Source organism: bacterium (assembly GCA_028820935.1).
In the GTDB taxonomy this organism is placed as follows: domain Bacteria; phylum Actinomycetota; class Acidimicrobiia; order Spongiisociales; family Spongiisociaceae; genus Spongiisocius.
This window is the reverse complement of record JAPPHZ010000043.1, coordinates 1-15,333: the sequence shown is the minus strand read 5'-3', so window position 1 is coordinate 15,333 and position 15,333 is coordinate 1. Positions and strand designations below refer to the sequence as shown.

At 68.4% G+C, this 15,333-nt stretch carries 15 protein-coding genes; 8 read left to right on the top strand and 7 right to left on the bottom strand.

All coding sequences use genetic code 11. The features are described 5' to 3' along the window. Positions 1 to 24: 24 nt before the first annotated feature. Both OXM57_12450 and OXM57_12445 read right to left on the bottom strand, forming a co-directional pair. Positions 25 to 1,347, bottom strand: coding sequence for a hypothetical protein (locus OXM57_12450; protein MDE0353491.1), 1,323 nt, complete (start codon positions 1,345 to 1,347; stop codon positions 25 to 27). A 13-nt stretch (positions 1,348 to 1,360) separates the two neighbouring features. After that, positions 1,361 to 2,419 (bottom strand): LLM class flavin-dependent oxidoreductase, encoded by a 1,059-nt coding sequence (locus OXM57_12445; GenBank protein MDE0353490.1) that lies wholly within the window; start codon positions 2,417 to 2,419, stop codon positions 1,361 to 1,363. Positions 2,420 to 2,543: 124 nt separating this feature from the next. On the opposite strand from OXM57_12445, the gene OXM57_12440 reads away from it, so the two are divergent. After that, positions 2,544 to 3,830 carry an aspartate aminotransferase family protein gene (locus tag OXM57_12440; GenBank protein ID MDE0353489.1) on the top strand — a complete coding sequence of 429 codons (1,287 nt, stop codon included), beginning with the start codon at positions 2,544 to 2,546 and terminating at the stop codon, positions 3,828 to 3,830. Positions 3,831 to 3,908: 78 nt separating this feature from the next. Here OXM57_12440 and OXM57_12435 read toward each other — a convergent pair whose 3' ends face one another. The 4 genes from OXM57_12435 to OXM57_12420 all read right to left on the bottom strand — a co-directional run bounded on the left by OXM57_12435 (position 3,909) and on the right by OXM57_12420 (position 8,414). After that, the gene (locus tag OXM57_12435; GenBank protein ID MDE0353488.1) at positions 3,909 to 5,054 is read right to left on the bottom strand and encodes a VWA domain-containing protein; all 1,146 of its coding nucleotides are present in this window, start codon (positions 5,052 to 5,054) and stop codon (positions 3,909 to 3,911) included. Continuing rightward, entirely contained in the window at positions 5,044 to 5,880 is an 837-nt protein-coding gene (locus OXM57_12430; protein ID MDE0353487.1) for a MoxR family ATPase, read from the bottom strand. The genes OXM57_12435 and OXM57_12430 overlap by 11 nt, the downstream gene beginning before the upstream one ends. Before the next feature lie 47 nt (positions 5,881 to 5,927). Then, on the bottom strand, positions 5,928 to 7,103 hold the full coding sequence (locus tag OXM57_12425; protein MDE0353486.1) for a thiolase family protein: 1,176 nt from the start codon (positions 7,101 to 7,103) through the stop codon (positions 5,928 to 5,930). Between the two features lie 108 nt (positions 7,104 to 7,211). After that, entirely contained in the window at positions 7,212 to 8,414 is a 1,203-nt protein-coding gene (locus OXM57_12420) for a hypothetical protein (GenBank protein MDE0353485.1), read from the bottom strand. A 211-nt stretch (positions 8,415 to 8,625) separates the two neighbouring features. On the opposite strand from OXM57_12420, the gene OXM57_12415 reads away from it, so the two are divergent. Beyond that, positions 8,626 to 8,991: an EthD family reductase gene (locus OXM57_12415; protein MDE0353484.1), complete on the top strand. Its 366-nt coding sequence runs from the start codon at positions 8,626 to 8,628 to the stop codon at positions 8,989 to 8,991. After that, positions 8,988 to 9,773 carry an SDR family NAD(P)-dependent oxidoreductase gene (locus OXM57_12410; GenBank protein MDE0353483.1) on the top strand — a complete coding sequence of 262 codons (786 nt, stop codon included), beginning with the start codon at positions 8,988 to 8,990 and terminating at the stop codon, positions 9,771 to 9,773. The genes OXM57_12415 and OXM57_12410 overlap by 4 nt, the downstream gene beginning before the upstream one ends. Before the next feature lie 99 nt (positions 9,774 to 9,872). Here the strand turns inward: OXM57_12410 and OXM57_12405 are convergent, their stop codons facing one another. After that, the gene (locus OXM57_12405) at positions 9,873 to 10,151 is read right to left on the bottom strand and encodes a hypothetical protein (GenBank protein MDE0353482.1); all 279 of its coding nucleotides are present in this window, start codon (positions 10,149 to 10,151) and stop codon (positions 9,873 to 9,875) included. Positions 10,152 to 10,254: 103 nt separating this feature from the next. On the opposite strand from OXM57_12405, the gene OXM57_12400 reads away from it, so the two are divergent. The 5 genes from OXM57_12400 (at position 10,255) to OXM57_12380 (ending at position 15,148) form a co-directional block, all read left to right on the top strand. Beyond that, positions 10,255 to 11,367, top strand: coding sequence for a hypothetical protein (locus OXM57_12400; protein MDE0353481.1), 1,113 nt, complete (start codon positions 10,255 to 10,257; stop codon positions 11,365 to 11,367). 10 nt (positions 11,368 to 11,377) lie between these two features. Next, complete coding sequence (gene rsmI / locus OXM57_12395) at positions 11,378 to 12,202, top strand: 16S rRNA (cytidine(1402)-2'-O)-methyltransferase (GenBank protein MDE0353480.1); 825 nt, start codon at positions 11,378 to 11,380, stop codon at positions 12,200 to 12,202. A 515-nt stretch (positions 12,203 to 12,717) separates the two neighbouring features. Beyond that, positions 12,718 to 13,467 (top strand): TatD family hydrolase, encoded by a 750-nt coding sequence (locus OXM57_12390; protein MDE0353479.1) that lies wholly within the window; start codon positions 12,718 to 12,720, stop codon positions 13,465 to 13,467. Continuing rightward, the gene (rsmA, locus tag OXM57_12385; GenBank protein MDE0353478.1) at positions 13,464 to 14,285 is read left to right on the top strand and encodes a 16S rRNA (adenine(1518)-N(6)/adenine(1519)-N(6))-dimethyltransferase RsmA; all 822 of its coding nucleotides are present in this window, start codon (positions 13,464 to 13,466) and stop codon (positions 14,283 to 14,285) included. The genes OXM57_12390 and rsmA overlap by 4 nt, the downstream gene beginning before the upstream one ends. A 2-nt stretch (positions 14,286 to 14,287) precedes the next feature. Next, positions 14,288 to 15,148 (top strand): hypothetical protein, encoded by an 861-nt coding sequence (locus tag OXM57_12380; protein MDE0353477.1) that lies wholly within the window; start codon positions 14,288 to 14,290, stop codon positions 15,146 to 15,148. Positions 15,149 to 15,333: the final 185 nt, after the last annotated feature.

Here is a 15,333-nt window from a genome sequence, read left to right as displayed (position 1 = left end):
CCGGATCCGGACACGCCGGAAGGTTCACTCTTGCGACAGGAGCCAGTCCACGAGCGCGTCCACGAAGGCGTCGCCGTAGCCGGGAGCATGGCTGCTCCCCACGCCCATCCAGAGCTCTATCTCGACTCCGTCGGCGCAGCCTGATTCCAGTCGGAATGCCCTGGTCTCGGCTCCGGCCACATGCCCGTCCAGATCGAGCGTGGCATAAGGCTGGGGTTGTCCGGACCATTCGCAGCCGGCCCGCCGGCTCCACCGGTTCACCATGTCCAGAGCGCCGGCGTAGAAGGCCCGTGTGCCGTCACCCTTCGTGTCCGGCTCGCTGTCGCCTTCGAAGCGGATCACGTCGTCCGCGGTGCCGTGGATGTGCAGCACGGACACGGGGGATGCGCCGTCGCAACTGCTGTCCTCGACGTAGCTCGTACCGGCCAGGCTGGCGACGGCGCGCAGGCCGGGCAGCCCCTTGCAGGCAATGTGGTATGACATGAACCCGCCGTTGGAGTAACCGAAGAAGTACACCGGCCCGAAGTCCATGACCTGCTGCGCTCCGGCTACCAACTCGGTCAGGTAGGCGACATCATCCTGGCCGCCCTTGGCGGAGTCGCAGCACTCGTCGGTGGGGTTCCAGAAGCGGTTGCCCTCGCTGTCAGGGATCCCGTTGGGGAGCAGCAGCGCGAACCCGTGGGTGTTAACCCGCTCGTGGAGGGGCATGTAGGTGGTCTGGTAGGAGGAATCCCCTCCGTAGCCGTGCAGGGAGACGATGAGCGGGGTCTCTCCGTCAACCACTGCGAGAGGCACCAGCAGAACAGCGGGGTCTTCCCGTTCGGGGTGGTCGATGTGGTGGACCTTGCCTCCGGACTCCGCCGCCAGCCGGACGGTCCTTTCCAGGACGGTGCCCTCCAGGAGCGACAAGGGATCGTCCTGTCCCTTGGCCCACTGCTCCACGGAGCGGAGGACCCACTCCACGGTGGCGGCGAGGTCCTCCATGTCCCGCACGCGGGCGTCCAGATCGTCCAGGCGCTCGAGAACGTCGGTCCGGCCGTCTTCGTGGATGGCCGGCTGCTTCTCCTGTCCCCCCTCCGTGTCGGCCACCTCTTGAGGCTCACTCGCTGACCCCGCGGCCTCACGCCTCTCCAAGGAACCGGCCTGGTCTGCCAGGATCGCAACTTCGTGCCTCAGCGCAGCGGTCTCGCTTGCCAGGGCTTCGATCGACTCCTCCAGCGAATGCACCTTCTCCTCCAGCGCGATCAACCGCTGGTCCGGGGCAGGATCCTGGCTCGAACCGGCACAGGCGAACGAGACGGCGGCCACCAGGAGGCAGACCGTCGATCTACCGAGAAGTCGCAGCAAGCCCACCCGAGACTCAGGCCACCGGGGATGCGGCAGTGGCACTAGGGGAGGAGCCGCCGGGATCCCGGCGGGGCGCGAACGCCTCGATGATCTCCTCGTAGTTCTCCGTGATCGGGAGCAGGGCCGGGTAGATGTTGGGCCGGACCGAGTAGGCGGCCACCTGCTCGCGGCATTGGTCAGGTGTTCCGGCTGCCGTCAGGGACCTGACCACCTCGATGGGTACCAGCGGCATGGCGGCCTCGATTCCCCCGTCCCTGGGTGGCCAGCCTCCCATTGCGTCCCTCACTTTGTCGAGCAGGTCGTGGTCGACGCCGCTCGCCAGGGCGATGTGGGGCTGCTGGCCCAGGTACATGGTCGTCATCCTGGTGGCCACCTCCAGCGCCTTCTCCTCGTCCTCGTCCATGGCGACCACGATGGTCTGGGGAAGGTCCAGGTCGTCCACCCGCCGGCCGCTCCGCCGGGCTCCCCGCTCGATGCGCCGGAGGGCGTCCGCCAGGTAGGTGACGGAGGTGAAGCCGTTGAGCATCACCCCGTCGGCCAGCTCGCCGGAGAGCGCCAGCATCTGGGGTCCGGTGGCGCCGACGTAGATCGGTACCCGCTTCGGGATGCGGGCCACGCCGTGCCCGAGGTCCAGGCGCAGGTCGCGCACCGCCACCAGCTCGCCTTCATATGTGACCGTCTCGAGCGCCAGCAGGCGGCGGGTGACCTCGATGTACTCCCGCATCTGCTTGACGGGTTTGCGCCGGTCGATCCCCTGCTTCCACGCCAGCGGGTCCCAGTAGGCGCCTATCCCGAGCAGCATCCGGTCGGGGGCCAGTTCGTCCAGGGTGGCGAAGGTGACCGCCATCAGCGACGCCGGGCGGGTCCACGAGTTGACCACCCCGCTGCCCACCTTGATACGGTCGGTCGCGTAGGCGATGGCGCCCATGACGGAGATGGCGTCTCGGGCGGTCCGGGTCTCGCACACCCACACCGAGTCGTATCCCAATTCCTCCATCCGGAGGGCCAGCCGTACCTGCCGCCGAGGGTCCGGACGGTCGAGATAACACATCCCCACGCGCCCACCGGTCATCGGAATGATCGTCCTCCCTGTCAATGCCGATCGATGGCAACTCTACCGGGAGTGCCCTCCCGGGCTGCTGCCGGGCGGTGCCGGCAGGCGGTAGGCTGGCCGGCAGTCTCTCGGGGAGGTGAAGGTGACCGCAGACTTCAAGTACACGGAAGCCCTCCGCCGGGTCAGCGACGAGTACGTGGCCCGGAATACTCGTTCCATGGAGATCGCCGAGCGGGCGGCGGTGGTCCTTCCCGGAGGCACCACCCGGACCACTACCTTCTTCGCGCCTTTCCCGCCCGTCCTGGTCCGGGGCGAAGGATCGGAGATAGTGGATGCGGACGGCAACCGCAGGGTTGACTACCTCAACAACTACACGTCCCTGATCCTCGGCCACGCCCATCCCGACGTGCTGGAGCGAGCCATGTCGGTGGCCCGCCGGGGGACCGCCTTCTCGTCGCCTACCGAGCAGGAGGTTGTCCTGGCCGAGGTGCTGGTCGAGCGGGTTGCCTCGGTCGACCAGGTCCGTTTCACGAACTCCGGAACCGAGGCCACCATGGCTGCCATGCGATTGGCCCGGGCCTTCACAGGCCGTCCGGTCGTAGCGCGCTTCGAGGGTGGCTACCACGGCACGCACGACTACACGGCCACGCCCGGGGCGGGGATCCCCGACCTGATCGGCGAGCTGGTGGTCACCCTCCCGTTCAACGACATCGCAGGTTGCGAGCAGAGAATGGCGGAGCTGGCCGACTCGCTGGCGGCGGTCATCATCGAGCCGGTGCTGGGCGCCGGGGGAGTGATCGCCGCCGACCACGAGTTCCTCGCCTACCTGAGGGACGCCACCGGCCGGATGGGCGCCCTGCTGATCTTCGACGAGATCGTCACCCTCCGCCTGCACACGGGCGGCGCCCAGGCGATCAGCGGGATCCGCCCGGATCTCACCACGTTCGGCAAGATCATCGGCGGCGGGTTCCCGGTCGGCGCCTTCGGCGGGCGGCGGGAGGTGATGGCCCTCCTCCACCCGACCGAGGGGACCATCGCCTGGGGCGGCACCTTCAACGGCAACCCGGTGAGCGCCGCGGCCGGCATCGAGACCCTGGAAGCTCTCACCGCCCCGGTCATCGACGAGCTGAACCGCTCCGGGGAGGAGCTCACGGAGCGCCTCGAGAAGGCCCTCCAAGCCTCCGGACTCCCGGCCGGCGCGACCGGCACGGGGTCCCTCTTCAACATCCACGCCACCGGCGAGGAGGTCACCGACCATCGCGCCGTGCGGCGAGCCGATCCCGAGCTGACCGAGCTCCTGCACCTGGGCCTGATGAACCGCGGCTACTTCCTGGCTCCGCGCGGTATGGGCTGCCTGTCCACCGCCATGACCTCCGAGCAACTGGACGGCTTGGTGGATGCCGTCGAGGACCTCGTCAACAGCCTGTGACGGTTGACGGCAGCCTTTCCGGGCCGCTTGCCCGTCCTTCCGATGGGACCACCGTGCGGTAACAGGCGACCGGTAGGGCTATGCCACCGCCCAGCCTTCCAGGACTCGGGCTAGGTCTTCCAGGCCTTCGATGCTATGTCCGGCGATGAGTTCGTCGACGAACGGTAGGGCTGCCACCAGCCCGCGGGCCAGCGGTTGGAACTTGGGGTCGCCTGCCAGGGGGTTGACCCATATGACGCGGTGCGCCTGGTGGGACAGGCGCCGCATGGCCCACGCCAGCCGGTCGGGCTCGCCCCGCTCCAGGCCGTCCGAGCAGATGATCACCGTGGCGCCGCGGTTGAGGCGGTGCTTGCCCCACCTTGTCACGTAGGCGCCCAATGACTCGCCGATCCTGGTGCCCCCGTCCCAGTCGACCACCAGATCGGTTGCCTCGTCGAGGGCCGCGTTGGGGTCGCGGACCCGCATGGCGTTCGTGAGGCGGGTGAGTCGGGTTCCGAAGCAGAACACCTCCACCCGTCGCGAGGCTCGGCTCATCCCGTAGGCGAACTGGACCAGGGCCCGCGAGAAGCCGGCCATCGACCCCGAGACGTCGACTATCAGGACGATGGGCCGGGGCCGCTCCATCCGGCGGCGCCGGCGGAGGTGGACCAGATCACCCCCGTAGCGAAGGGAGTGACGGACGCTGCGCCGCAGGTCGATCCGGGGGCCTCTCGGAGAGGGGCGGGTGCGCCGGGTGATCTTCTGGGGCAGCTGCAGGGTCGGTAGCAGCCGGGCCAACCGGCGGAACTCCTCCTCCGTCCAGCGGTCGAAGTGCTTGGTCCTCAGGATCTCGGCGCTCGAGGCCCGTGGTCCTCCGGCCGCAGGCAGTTCCTCATCGCCGGCATCAAGTACCTCGACCTCCTGGTGGTCGGTGCCGAAGGAGATGGACGCCGGGTCCCCGTCACCGCCGTCGGCGGTCGCCAGCGGCAGGATGGCAGGAGGGGAGTCGCTCTCCGAGCCGATGAAGAAGGCGTCGAAGGCGGCGTCGTAGACGGCCAGGTCGGCCTGCTGGTTCACCAGGGTGATCCGGCCCGTCCAGTAGAGGTCCTCGATGCCGGCAGGGTCGAGGTCGGCCACCGCGCTGGCGTAGGACACCACCTGCCCCGCCCCGACCTTAACCCCGTGGGTCCGCAACAACCGTCCGAATCGGACCAGTTCGGTGGTCGGTCCGGGCTCAGACTCCATCCAGCATCTCGGTTGCCCGGCTCCGGACCGTGGACAGGTCGTCGTGGTCCTTGATCACCGACCCCAGGCTGATGTCGAGGTTGTCGCCGGTCACCTCATGCTCACCGAGCTGGTTCAGCGCCCGGGCCCAGTTGATGGTCTCGGCGACGCCGGGTTGCTTCACCAGCTCCAGCCCGCGCAGCCTGGACACCACCCGGCTGGTGCTGCGAGCGAGGCGCGCCGGAACCTCGGGCGCGCGCGCCGCCACGATCTCCACTTCCCTCTCCAGCCCCGGGAAGTCGATCCAGTGATAGAGGCAGCGGCGCTTCAAAGCGTCGTGCAGCTCGCGGGTGCGGTTGGAGGTGATGATGACCTTGGGCGGGTCGGCTGCGCCCACCGTGCCTATCTCGGGAATCGTGATCTGGAACTCGGAGAGGATCTCGAGGAGGAATGCCTCGAACTCGTCGTCCGCCCGGTCGATCTCGTCGATGAGCAATACGCAGTCCGCGCCCTTTCGTATCGCCTGCAGCAACGGGCGCTCCACCAGGAACCGTTCGGCGAAGAGATCGTCCGATCCGTCGCCATCCGCTTCCGCCCCGGCGGCCTGTCTCAGGTAGAGGAGTTGGCGCGGGTAGTCCCACTCGTAGAGGGCCTGGTTGGCGTCGATTCCCTCGTAGCACTGGAGCCGGATCAGATTCACTCCCAGCCCTCCCGCCAGTGCTTTCGCCACCTCGGTCTTGCCCACGCCCGCCTCACCTTCCAGCAGGAGTGGCTGTGGCAGCGTGAGGGAGAGGTAGATGGCGGTCGACAGACCCCGGTCGGCCAGGTAGGCCTGACCGGCCAGCATCTCGGTGACGGTGGCTATGTCACCGGTGAACCCGCCGCCCGGTGCGGTCAAGGGCGTTCGAAGATCGCTGCCATCCCCTGGCCGCCTCCGATGCACATCGTGACGATGCCGCGCCGGCCTCCGGACCGCTCCAGGGCGTGCATGAGCTTGATGGCCAGGATCGTCCCGGTCGCGCCGACCGGGTGGCCCAGCGCTATGGCTCCGCCGGAGACGTTGGTCTTCTCCGGGTCCAGTCCTGCATCCCGAATGACGGCCACGGCTTGGGCGGCGAAAGCCTCGTTGAGTTCGATCAGGTCGATGTCGTCGAGCGTCAGGCCCGCCTTGTCGAGCACGGCCGGGACCGCCAGTGCGGGTGCGTAGCCCATCACCTCCGGATCGATGCCGCTCACCGCCCACGCCACCAGGCGCAGGCGTGGTTCGGCGCCCCGGGCCCGGGCCACCTTCTCGCTCATCAGGACCACGGAGGCGGCGCCGTCGTTGATGCCCGAAGAATTGCCGGCCGTGACCGTTCCGTCCTTGACGAACACCGGTCGGAGCCGGCCGAGGCTCTCTTCCGTGGTGTTCGGCCGCGGGTGCTCGTCCACCAGGAACGGGTCGTCCTTAGGCAGGTCCACCCCGACGATCTGGTCCTCGAACAGACCCTCCTTGATGGCGACAGCGGCCCGGTACTGGCTCTCGGCGGCGAACCGGTCCTGCGCGCTGCGGCTGACGTTGTAGCGCTCGGCCACTCGCTCGGCGGTGGTGCCCATCGGGTACCCGCCGAAGGGATCCGTTACCAGGGACAGGGTGCCGTCGATGGACTTCCGCGGGCCCAGCCTCCAACCGTCACGCGCCTGGTAGTCGAGGAACGGCTGGCTGCTCATGTTCTCGTTCCCTCCGGCCACGACGATGTCCGCATCCCTGAGCATGATCTGCTGGGCGCCGGTGATGATCGCCTGCAGACCGGACGAGCAGAGCCGGTTGACGTTCATGGCCGTGGTGGATGACGGAAGCCCCGCTTCGAGGGCACACCGCCGGGCGTTGTAGGCGTCAGGACCGACCTGGCCGATCTGGCCCATGACCACCTCGTCCACCTCTCCGGCTTCGACGCCCGCCCGGCTCAACGACTCCTTGATCGTTATGGCGCCGAGCTTGTAGGAGTCGATCTTGGCGAGCGACCCTCCGTACGTTCCGATGGCGGTCCGAGCCGCCCCGACTACGACCACCTGATCCGTATCAACCATGCCTGTTCCTTTACACGACCGCGAACACCCACCCCGGGCGAATGGGCAGTAAGTGATGCTAGTGGTCTGTCTGCGAAACAGTTTGGCGTGTTCTGCTTGCTGTAGAAGCTAACGGCTCTGGCTTATCAGCTGGTCGGCGATGGCGTCGAACCGGGCGGCTGCCGCGGCGTACCCGGCCGCCGCCGCCCGGCGGTCGGAGCCGTCATCCGGTTGGGGGAGGCGGAGGCCGGCCAGGACGTCTTGGGCCAGGGTGGACAGCTCACCGGCCAGTTCGATCGGGCCTCCCGGCCCTTCGTGAAGGTCGGCCAAGCCGACCGGCGGGGTCAGGTTCCGGACCGCGGCCTCGAGTGTCCGGGTCCTGTCGATGATGTCGAGGAGGGCGGCCTCCGTCTGGCGGTAGGAAGCCCCGATCTCCAGTTGGCCATCCCAGGCCCGGCTGGCATCGGTGAGGTCGCCGAGTAGCCGGGTGGCTGTGCCGGTCAGGCCTGACAGTTCTTCCAGATAGAGAGCCGCATCCTCTGCCAACCCGTCCGTGTCGTTCTCCGTGGTGGCGACTCCCAGGTTCCCGGGATCGTCCCTCACCCGGTCGATCAGCTCGTTGATAGCGGTCTCGAATCCTTCGGAGGCGGCGGCGTAGTCGGCGAGGGCCGCCCTGCGGGCGGAGCCGTCCTCGGGGAAGGGGAGCCTGAGCCCGGCCAGGACCGATTCGGCGAGGGGGACGAGGCGGGCGGTCAACTCGATCGGACCGCCCGATCCCTCATGGAGGTCGGCCAGGGCGGTCGGAACATCCACAGCAGCAGCCTGGCCGGCCAGAGCCCGCACACCGGCCACAACGGTACGGATGGCGTCACGGGTCATCCGGTAGTCCGGTCCGGTCGTGTGGCGGTTGTCGAAGACCCGGTTGGTGTCCGCCATCCCCTCGACCAGGAGCGTGAGGGTCCGGCGGGCCTCCGCCAGCCCGGCGGCGTATTCCGGACCCGCCGCATCGGCGAGGGTGGTGGTCGTGGCCCCGGCGGTGGTGCTCGTGGTGGGCGCGGTCGTGCTCGCGGTGGCCGGGGCTGTGGTCGTGGTTGGCGTGGCTGTGGTGGTCGTGGTTGGCGTGGTTGCTGCGGTGGGGGCCGCCGCATCGGCGAGGGTGGTGGTCGTGGCCTCGGTGGAGGGGGTCGCGGCCGGTCCGGTAGTCGTACCGCCGGATGCGATCGTCGTCGCGGGCGCGAGGTCGTCACCGCGGTCCCGGTTGATGAGGACGAAAACGAGTACTGCCACAAGCACCAGCCCCAGGATGACCTGGCCTAGCGCTCGTCTCCTCATGCTCGACCCCTCCGATCGGCAATCCTGCCCCCATGGTTGGCCGTCCGAACGCTCGGGTGGTCACATTCGGGCGCCACGGGATCCGAAGGCCGATCCTATCCGGGGAACCGTGCCGGATCGCGCCAATCAACATTGTGCCGCCCGAGCGCTACTTCGGGCCGGGCGTTTTGATAGATTCGGCGGCGAGAAGCCGGGAGCCTGGAGGTACAGGGTGATCAAACTCATAGGGACGGCCTACAAGCGGGACGATTTTACGAAGGAAGGATTCTTCGACTACTGGTTCGATGTCCACGCTCCGATCTCCGCGCAGCTTCCGGGGCTGCGTGGTTACGTGGTGTCCGAGGTGACGAGCAAGATCGGCGGCGAGTTGGAGACCGAGGCCTTCGTGGAGCAGTGGTATGACGATGAGGCGGCGTGGGACCGGGCATCGGCGACCGAACAGGCGGCCGCCGCCTGGGAGGACGTGGGCCGGTACGCCAAGACCACCGGTACCTTCTGGATCGTGAAGGAGCATGTCATCGTGCCCCCGCCGGACCGGGGCCCCGGGCTGGCCTCGACATGGGAGACGGGCTCGTGAGGCGGTTCGAGGGCAAGAACGTCTTCGTCACCGGCGCCGGCAGCGGGTTCGGGCGGCGTACGGCCCAGCGGTTCGCCGAGGAGGGCGCCCACCATGTCTACCTGGTGGACTACAACCAGGAACGCCTGGACGACACGGCACCCTCCATCGAGGCCCATGGAGCGGTGCCGCACAAGATCTGCCTGGACATGGCGGACATGGACAACTGCATAGACGCCGTGTCGCAGGCGCTGGCGGTCGATCCCAAGCTCGACGTGATGGTGTCGAACGCAGGCGCCTGGGTGGACGCCCAGTTCATCGACCTGTCGACCGAGGACTGGCGGCGGATCATGTCGGTCAACCTCGACGCCTACTTCGTCCTGGCGCGGGAGGCGGCCAGGGCTATGCGGGACACCGGAGGTGGCGTCATCCTGTTCACCTCCTCGATCGTCTCCCTCGGCCACGGGCGTGGTTTCACCGCCTATTGCGTGTCGAAGGCGGGGCTCATCTCCCTGGCCAGGGCCATCGCGGTGGAGTGCGCCCCGTACGGGATCAGGGCGAACTGCGTCAGCCCGGGGCCGGCCGACACCCAGCAGTCGGTGGACCTGGTCGGGGACCAGCTGATGGACAAGTGGCGGCAGGAGGGTTTCCCGGTCGTGCCGGCCAACCGCCTGGCCGACGACTTGGACATCGCCGAGGCGTTCCTCTACCTGGCGTCCGACGCCGCCAAGTACGTGAGCGGAGTCAACCTGGTCGTCGACGGCGCCCTCACCGCCCAGACGTACGACGTCCCGGACAACTGAGACTTCCCTCCGCCGATCGGTCTCCGCCGGGCGGTCGACCAGGAGGAGCGTGCTGACAGAGGCGGGATTGGTGGGCCCGCGGTGCCTTGATCCGGGGTCTCACTGCAAGCTATAGGGCCAACTGGACATTTCTCGGTACCCTCCTACCCTCACCACCGGGATGAGAACCGGAGCCGCGCCACGCACCATCGCGATCGCGGGTGCGTGGATGACGCTCATGCTGGGTGTCGCGGGCTGTTCCACGAGCCAACCCGCACCTCCGATCGAACCGGACAGCACGTCCTCGACCAGCACCCTCCCCCCGGCGACCACCACCTCCACCAGCCCGCCTACCACCTCGACGACCACCACCACGATCCCCACTACGACCACCACCACGCCGGTTCCTTGGGCGATTCCCGCCGGCCAGGTTGCCTATGTCGAAGAGTTGGTCGCCACCGTCGAAGCTCTGAGGGGCCGGTCCTTTGAGGAGCGACCCTGGGTGGAGGTCATCACCGCCGAGGACTACCCGGTCCGGCACCTGGCAGGTGCAGGCACGAGTTTCGGCGCCGGCGGTGTGGACTACCTGCCGGCCTTCTTCGAATTGCTGGGAATGGCATCTCCGGACGCCGACTTGGCGAGCTACTACGCGCGGCTCGAGAACGCGCCGCCCGGTCCCTTCTACGACCCGGTCGAGAGGGCGGTGCTGATCCCCGAACAGCTGCTCCCGCTGGATGATTACCAGAGCCTGGTACTGGTCGGAGAACTGACCAAGGCCCTGTCCCATCAGCACCATCCATCCGTGGTCGAAGTTCTCGTCTCGGCGGAAGGGAGCGACACGGATCGCTCGGCCGCCCACCGCGCCCTGCTGGAGGGTGAGGCCATCCTGGTCCAGACGTTGTACATAGACTCGTTGCCGCCGGAGCGGCGGGCGCTCCTCGCCGACCAGGCGCGCCGGGCCACGGAAGTCGATGATACGGGAGACGGTTCCGTACCCTCTCCGGAGGAAGTCCCCCGGCTCATGTCGGAAACGACTCGCTTCCCCACCCGGGCCGGTGCGTCGCTGGTCATGGACCTGTACCGGCAAGGGGGGTTCACCGCCCTCGATCAGGCCCTCGACCATCCGCCCGAGACCACCGAGCAGGTTCTCCACCCGGACCGCTACAAGGCCCTGGAGCCGGCGGTGGAACTGGAGCCGCTCGGGCTGGTGGTGAGTGGGTACGAGGTGGTCGATGAAGGGACCTGGGGCGAGTTGCGCTGGCGCGGTTTGCTGACTCATCACAGCGACCCGGTCAGCGCCGCCCGGGCCGCCGAGGGATGGGGCGGGGACCGTTACCAACTGCTGTGGGCCCCGGCCTCCGGGAAGCTGGCCTTCGCAGTCCGGCTGGCTGCAGACTCGTTCGTGGACGAGTCGGAGGTGAACGCCGCCGTACGGGACCTGATCAGGTCGGGGATGGATGTGGGCGCCTCGCGGGTGGTGGACACGGCCACCGAGTGGGAAGGCGCCGACTACGCCATGATCTCCTGGGATGTGGGCGTGATCACCTGGGTGGTCGCGTCCGACCCGGACGTAGGACGCCAGATCGCCGCCCAACTCGGGGTCAACCTCGCATGAGAGGCGGGCAATGACCGGCCGGTTGGTCCTGTGCGCCACGCCGATCGGCAATCTCGGTGACGCATCTCCGAGGCTGGCGGATGCGCTGGCCAGGGCCGACGTGATCCTGTCGGAGGACACCCGCCGGGCCCGGGTCCTGATGGACCACCTGGGAGTCGAAGCCCGCCCCGAGTCATACCACGCCGGCAACGAGGCCGACCGGTCCGGCCGGCTGGCGCAACTCCTCGAAGGGGGCGCGTCGGTGGCGCTGATCTCGGACGCCGGCACCCCCGCGGTCGCCGATCCCGGCCTCTCCGCCGTTCGCATCGCCCGCCAGGTGGGGGCCGAGGTGTCGGTTGTCCCAGGTCCGAGCGCGGTGGTGGCGGCGCTGGCCGTTTCCGGACTCCCGTCCGAACGGTTCGTGTTCGAAGGGTTCCTGCCGCGCAGGGGCAAGGAGCGTTCCGCGCACCTGGCCGAGCTGGTGGCCGAGGTCCGCACCATCGTGCTGTTCTCCGCCACGGCCCGGGTGGTGCAGGACCTGTCCGCCCTCGCCGGAGCCTTGGGCGACGACCGTCATGTCACGATTTCGCGGGAGCTGACCAAGGCGCACGAGGAGGTGTGGTCGGGCACTCTCGGAGGGGCGGTAGAGGAGTGGCGCCGCAGGCGGCCACTAGGGGAGTTCACGCTGGTGGTACAGGGAAGCCCCGGACGGGTCCCTCCCATCCAGAGGGCAATCGGCGAGATCAACACCCGGATCGAAGCGGGGGAGCCCATGTCGGAGGCGGTTCGTCGGGTGGCGGACGGGCTGGGTCTGTCCCGGCGGACCCTCTACGAGGCGGTGCTCCGCCAGGACTGACTCGGCTTCGCGGAAGCGGATCGGGAACGATCAGATGCTACCTCCTGGGGCAGGATCCAGGTGCCGCTCTGTATCCGATCGGAAGTGCTGCCCACCTGCCGGGCTCATCCCCTGAGGAGAGCGAGATTGTCGCGTTCTCGCCCACGACCCTGGATCTGTCACACCCCCGCTATACGTTGCCTGTTGCCAAGCACCTACACCGGCCTGAAGGCTCTCATCGATCGGTCCGGCCGGCCCGGAGGGAACAAACAAGGCTTCGTGGAGCGAACCGCCGTGTCACCCGGCATCCAGCCGGGCATGGCCGACCACGCTCCAAGCCAGGACAGGTGGTGGTGGGGGAGGGCCCGGTGCGGAGCACCGGTTTTTCGCGAGTTTTGCTCCCGGGGTCTCGGTTCTTGATGCACAGGACACCAAATATGACGCCCTGATCCTCAGGAACACCGCACCATATATGACGCCCTGATCCTCAGGTTCGGGGCGTCCGGCCACCTCCGGCCCGTCGCTACCCTCGCGCCATGGTCGAATGGGTTGACACGCACTGCCATCTCCAGATGGATACGCGTGACCCGGCCATCCTCCTCAACCGGGCCGGGCATGTGCGGTACGTGGTGGTGCCCGGGGTGGACGTGGCATCGAGCGTGGCCGCCCGTGATATCGCTCGCGGGGCGCCCGGGCGGGCCTTCTACGCCGCCGGGTTGCACCCGCACGAAGCCAGTCGCTGGAACACCGAACGGGACGGGCTGCTGCCGCTCATGGAGGAAGCGGTGGCCATCGGAGAGACCGGCCTGGACTTCTACCGCAACCTCTCACCGCCCGAGGCGCAGATGGAGAGCTTTCTGGAGCATCACCGGCTGGCTGTGCAGATGGCCAAGCCGCTGATCGTTCATTGCCGGGACGCATTTCAACAGGTCTACGAGGTCCTCGAACAGCACGGCGCCGGTCCTTGGGTGGTGCTCCATTGCTGGACCGGCGGGCCGAGGTGGTCCAAGCGGTTCCTCGAGATGGGCGTCACGTTCTCGTTCGCCGGACCGGTCACCTACCGGACGGGCGATACGATCCGCCGGGGGGCCGCGGTCATCCCTCCTGAACGGGCAGTGGTCGAGACCGACTCGCCCTACCTGGCCCCGGAGCCCCACCGGCGAGGCCCCAACGAGCCCCGCTACGTCAACCTGACAGGTGAAGCCCTGTCGCGGATATGGGGCATGGAAGCGACGGAGGTGGCCCGGTTGACCAGCGAGCGCGCCATCGGTGTCTTCGACCTGTGAGCCAGACCCGTTCCGAGATCAGAGCCCTGTTGCGGCGGCATGCCGTAACGCCTCGCAGGGGGCTCGGGCAGCACTTTCTGGCCGATCGCAACCTGGTGGCCAAGATGGTGGGCCTGGCCGGTGATCCGGCGCGGTCCAGAGCCCTCGAGGTCGGACCCGGTACCGGCACGATCACGCGGGCGCTTGTCGAAGCAGGATTCGCGGTGACGGCCTACGAGGTAGACGAGAGGCTCCGGCCGGTCCTGGAGGAGAGCCTGGCGGGCCTCGACGTGGACCTGCGGTTCCAGGACGCGACCCGTCTGGACATGAAGGAGTTCGGCGCAGGGACCGACTGGGTGCTGGTGTCCAACCTCCCCTACCAGGTGGGTACGTCGATCCTCCTGGATCTCTTGCAGGAGGCGGCCGGTCTGGGCAGGTGCGTGGTGGTGGCCCAGCGGGAGGTCGCAGAGAGGCTCATCGCGGGTCCCGGGTCCAAGGCCTACGGATTGCCCAGCGTGATAACCGCCCTGTACGGGCAGGCCCGGTTGGAGTTCCGCATCCCTCCCCAGGTGTTCCTGCCGGCGCCCAACGTGGACTCGGCGGCAGTGTCCATCCTGCGTGTCGCGCCGCCCGAACCCCTGCGGGGGCTGGCGGTGCGGATTGCTGCCGCAGCTTTCCGTAAACGACGCAAGATGGTCCGCTCGTCACTGCGCGGCGTGCTCCCGGCTCCGGCGGAGGAGATACTGCCCCGTACCGGGGTCGATCCCACCGAGCGGGCCGAGGACCTGGACCCCGCCGCCTACCTGTCCATAGCAGCGGCCATCCTCAAGGCCCCCTAGTGGTGGCCCGTCGGGCACTGGCGCCCGCCAAGCTCAACCTGTCCCTCCACGTGCGGCGCGTGGACTCCTCGGGCCTCCATCCCGTGCGAGGGCTCACCCTCTCGATCAGCCGGAACGACATCCTGGTCATGGCGCCGGCCGAATCGGATCATCTGGAGATCCACGGGGCGGACCTCCCCACCGGTGACGAGAACCTGGTGTGGAAGGCGGTGTCCGCGCTCCGGAGCGGCCGGACGGATCGCCCGCCGGTGAGGTTCGAGCTGTGGAAGCGGATCCCGGTGGCGGCCGGTCTGGCGGGGGGAAGCTCGGACGCGGCGGCCGCTCTGCTTCTCTACGCAAGCTTGACCGGAAGGGGCCGGGACCACCTCACGAGGCCGGCGGTGGCGATAGGCGCCGACGTCAGCTTCTGCTTGCGGGGCGGCCTCCGGTGGATCGGAGGTTACGGGGAGAAGATCGGCGACCGGCTGGATAGGGATGGCGACTTTGTCCTAGTTGTTGCCGTGCCGCCCTTCATGCTCGAGACCGCTCGGGTGTACTCGGCCTGGGATCGCATCGGCGAGCCGGAGGGCCGGGCCGTGGGCGGGACAGCCATCCCTCCCGGTCTCCGGAGCCACGGCCCGCTGGTCAATGATCTCTATCCGGCGGCGACCTCGATCGAGCCGGAGCTGGACGACTGGAGGGTCGAACTAGAGGGGCGCTGGGACCGTCCGGTGCTCATGTCGGGGAGCGGACCCTCCCTCTATGCCTTCTTCACCGACCAGGCCGAAGCCGAGGAGGGCCTTGAGTCGGTCCCCGAGGAAGCCAGAGACGCCTTTGTCGCCCTGGCCCAGGCCCAGGGGGCCCACCTGGTCGGGGATGGATGAAGAGGGTTACGGGCTGAACCAGGCCCGGGAGGCCATACCGGATGCGGGGCCGCTGGTGGATCGTCCGGCACCCTGAAAAGTGATCTGTCTGTGGAACAGCTAGGCGTGCTCTGGCGGTTAGCGGCGCCCCTCGCTGCGTTTCGCTTCCTCAACGTACCGCTGCGGGTACGCCTTCGTCAGCGGGC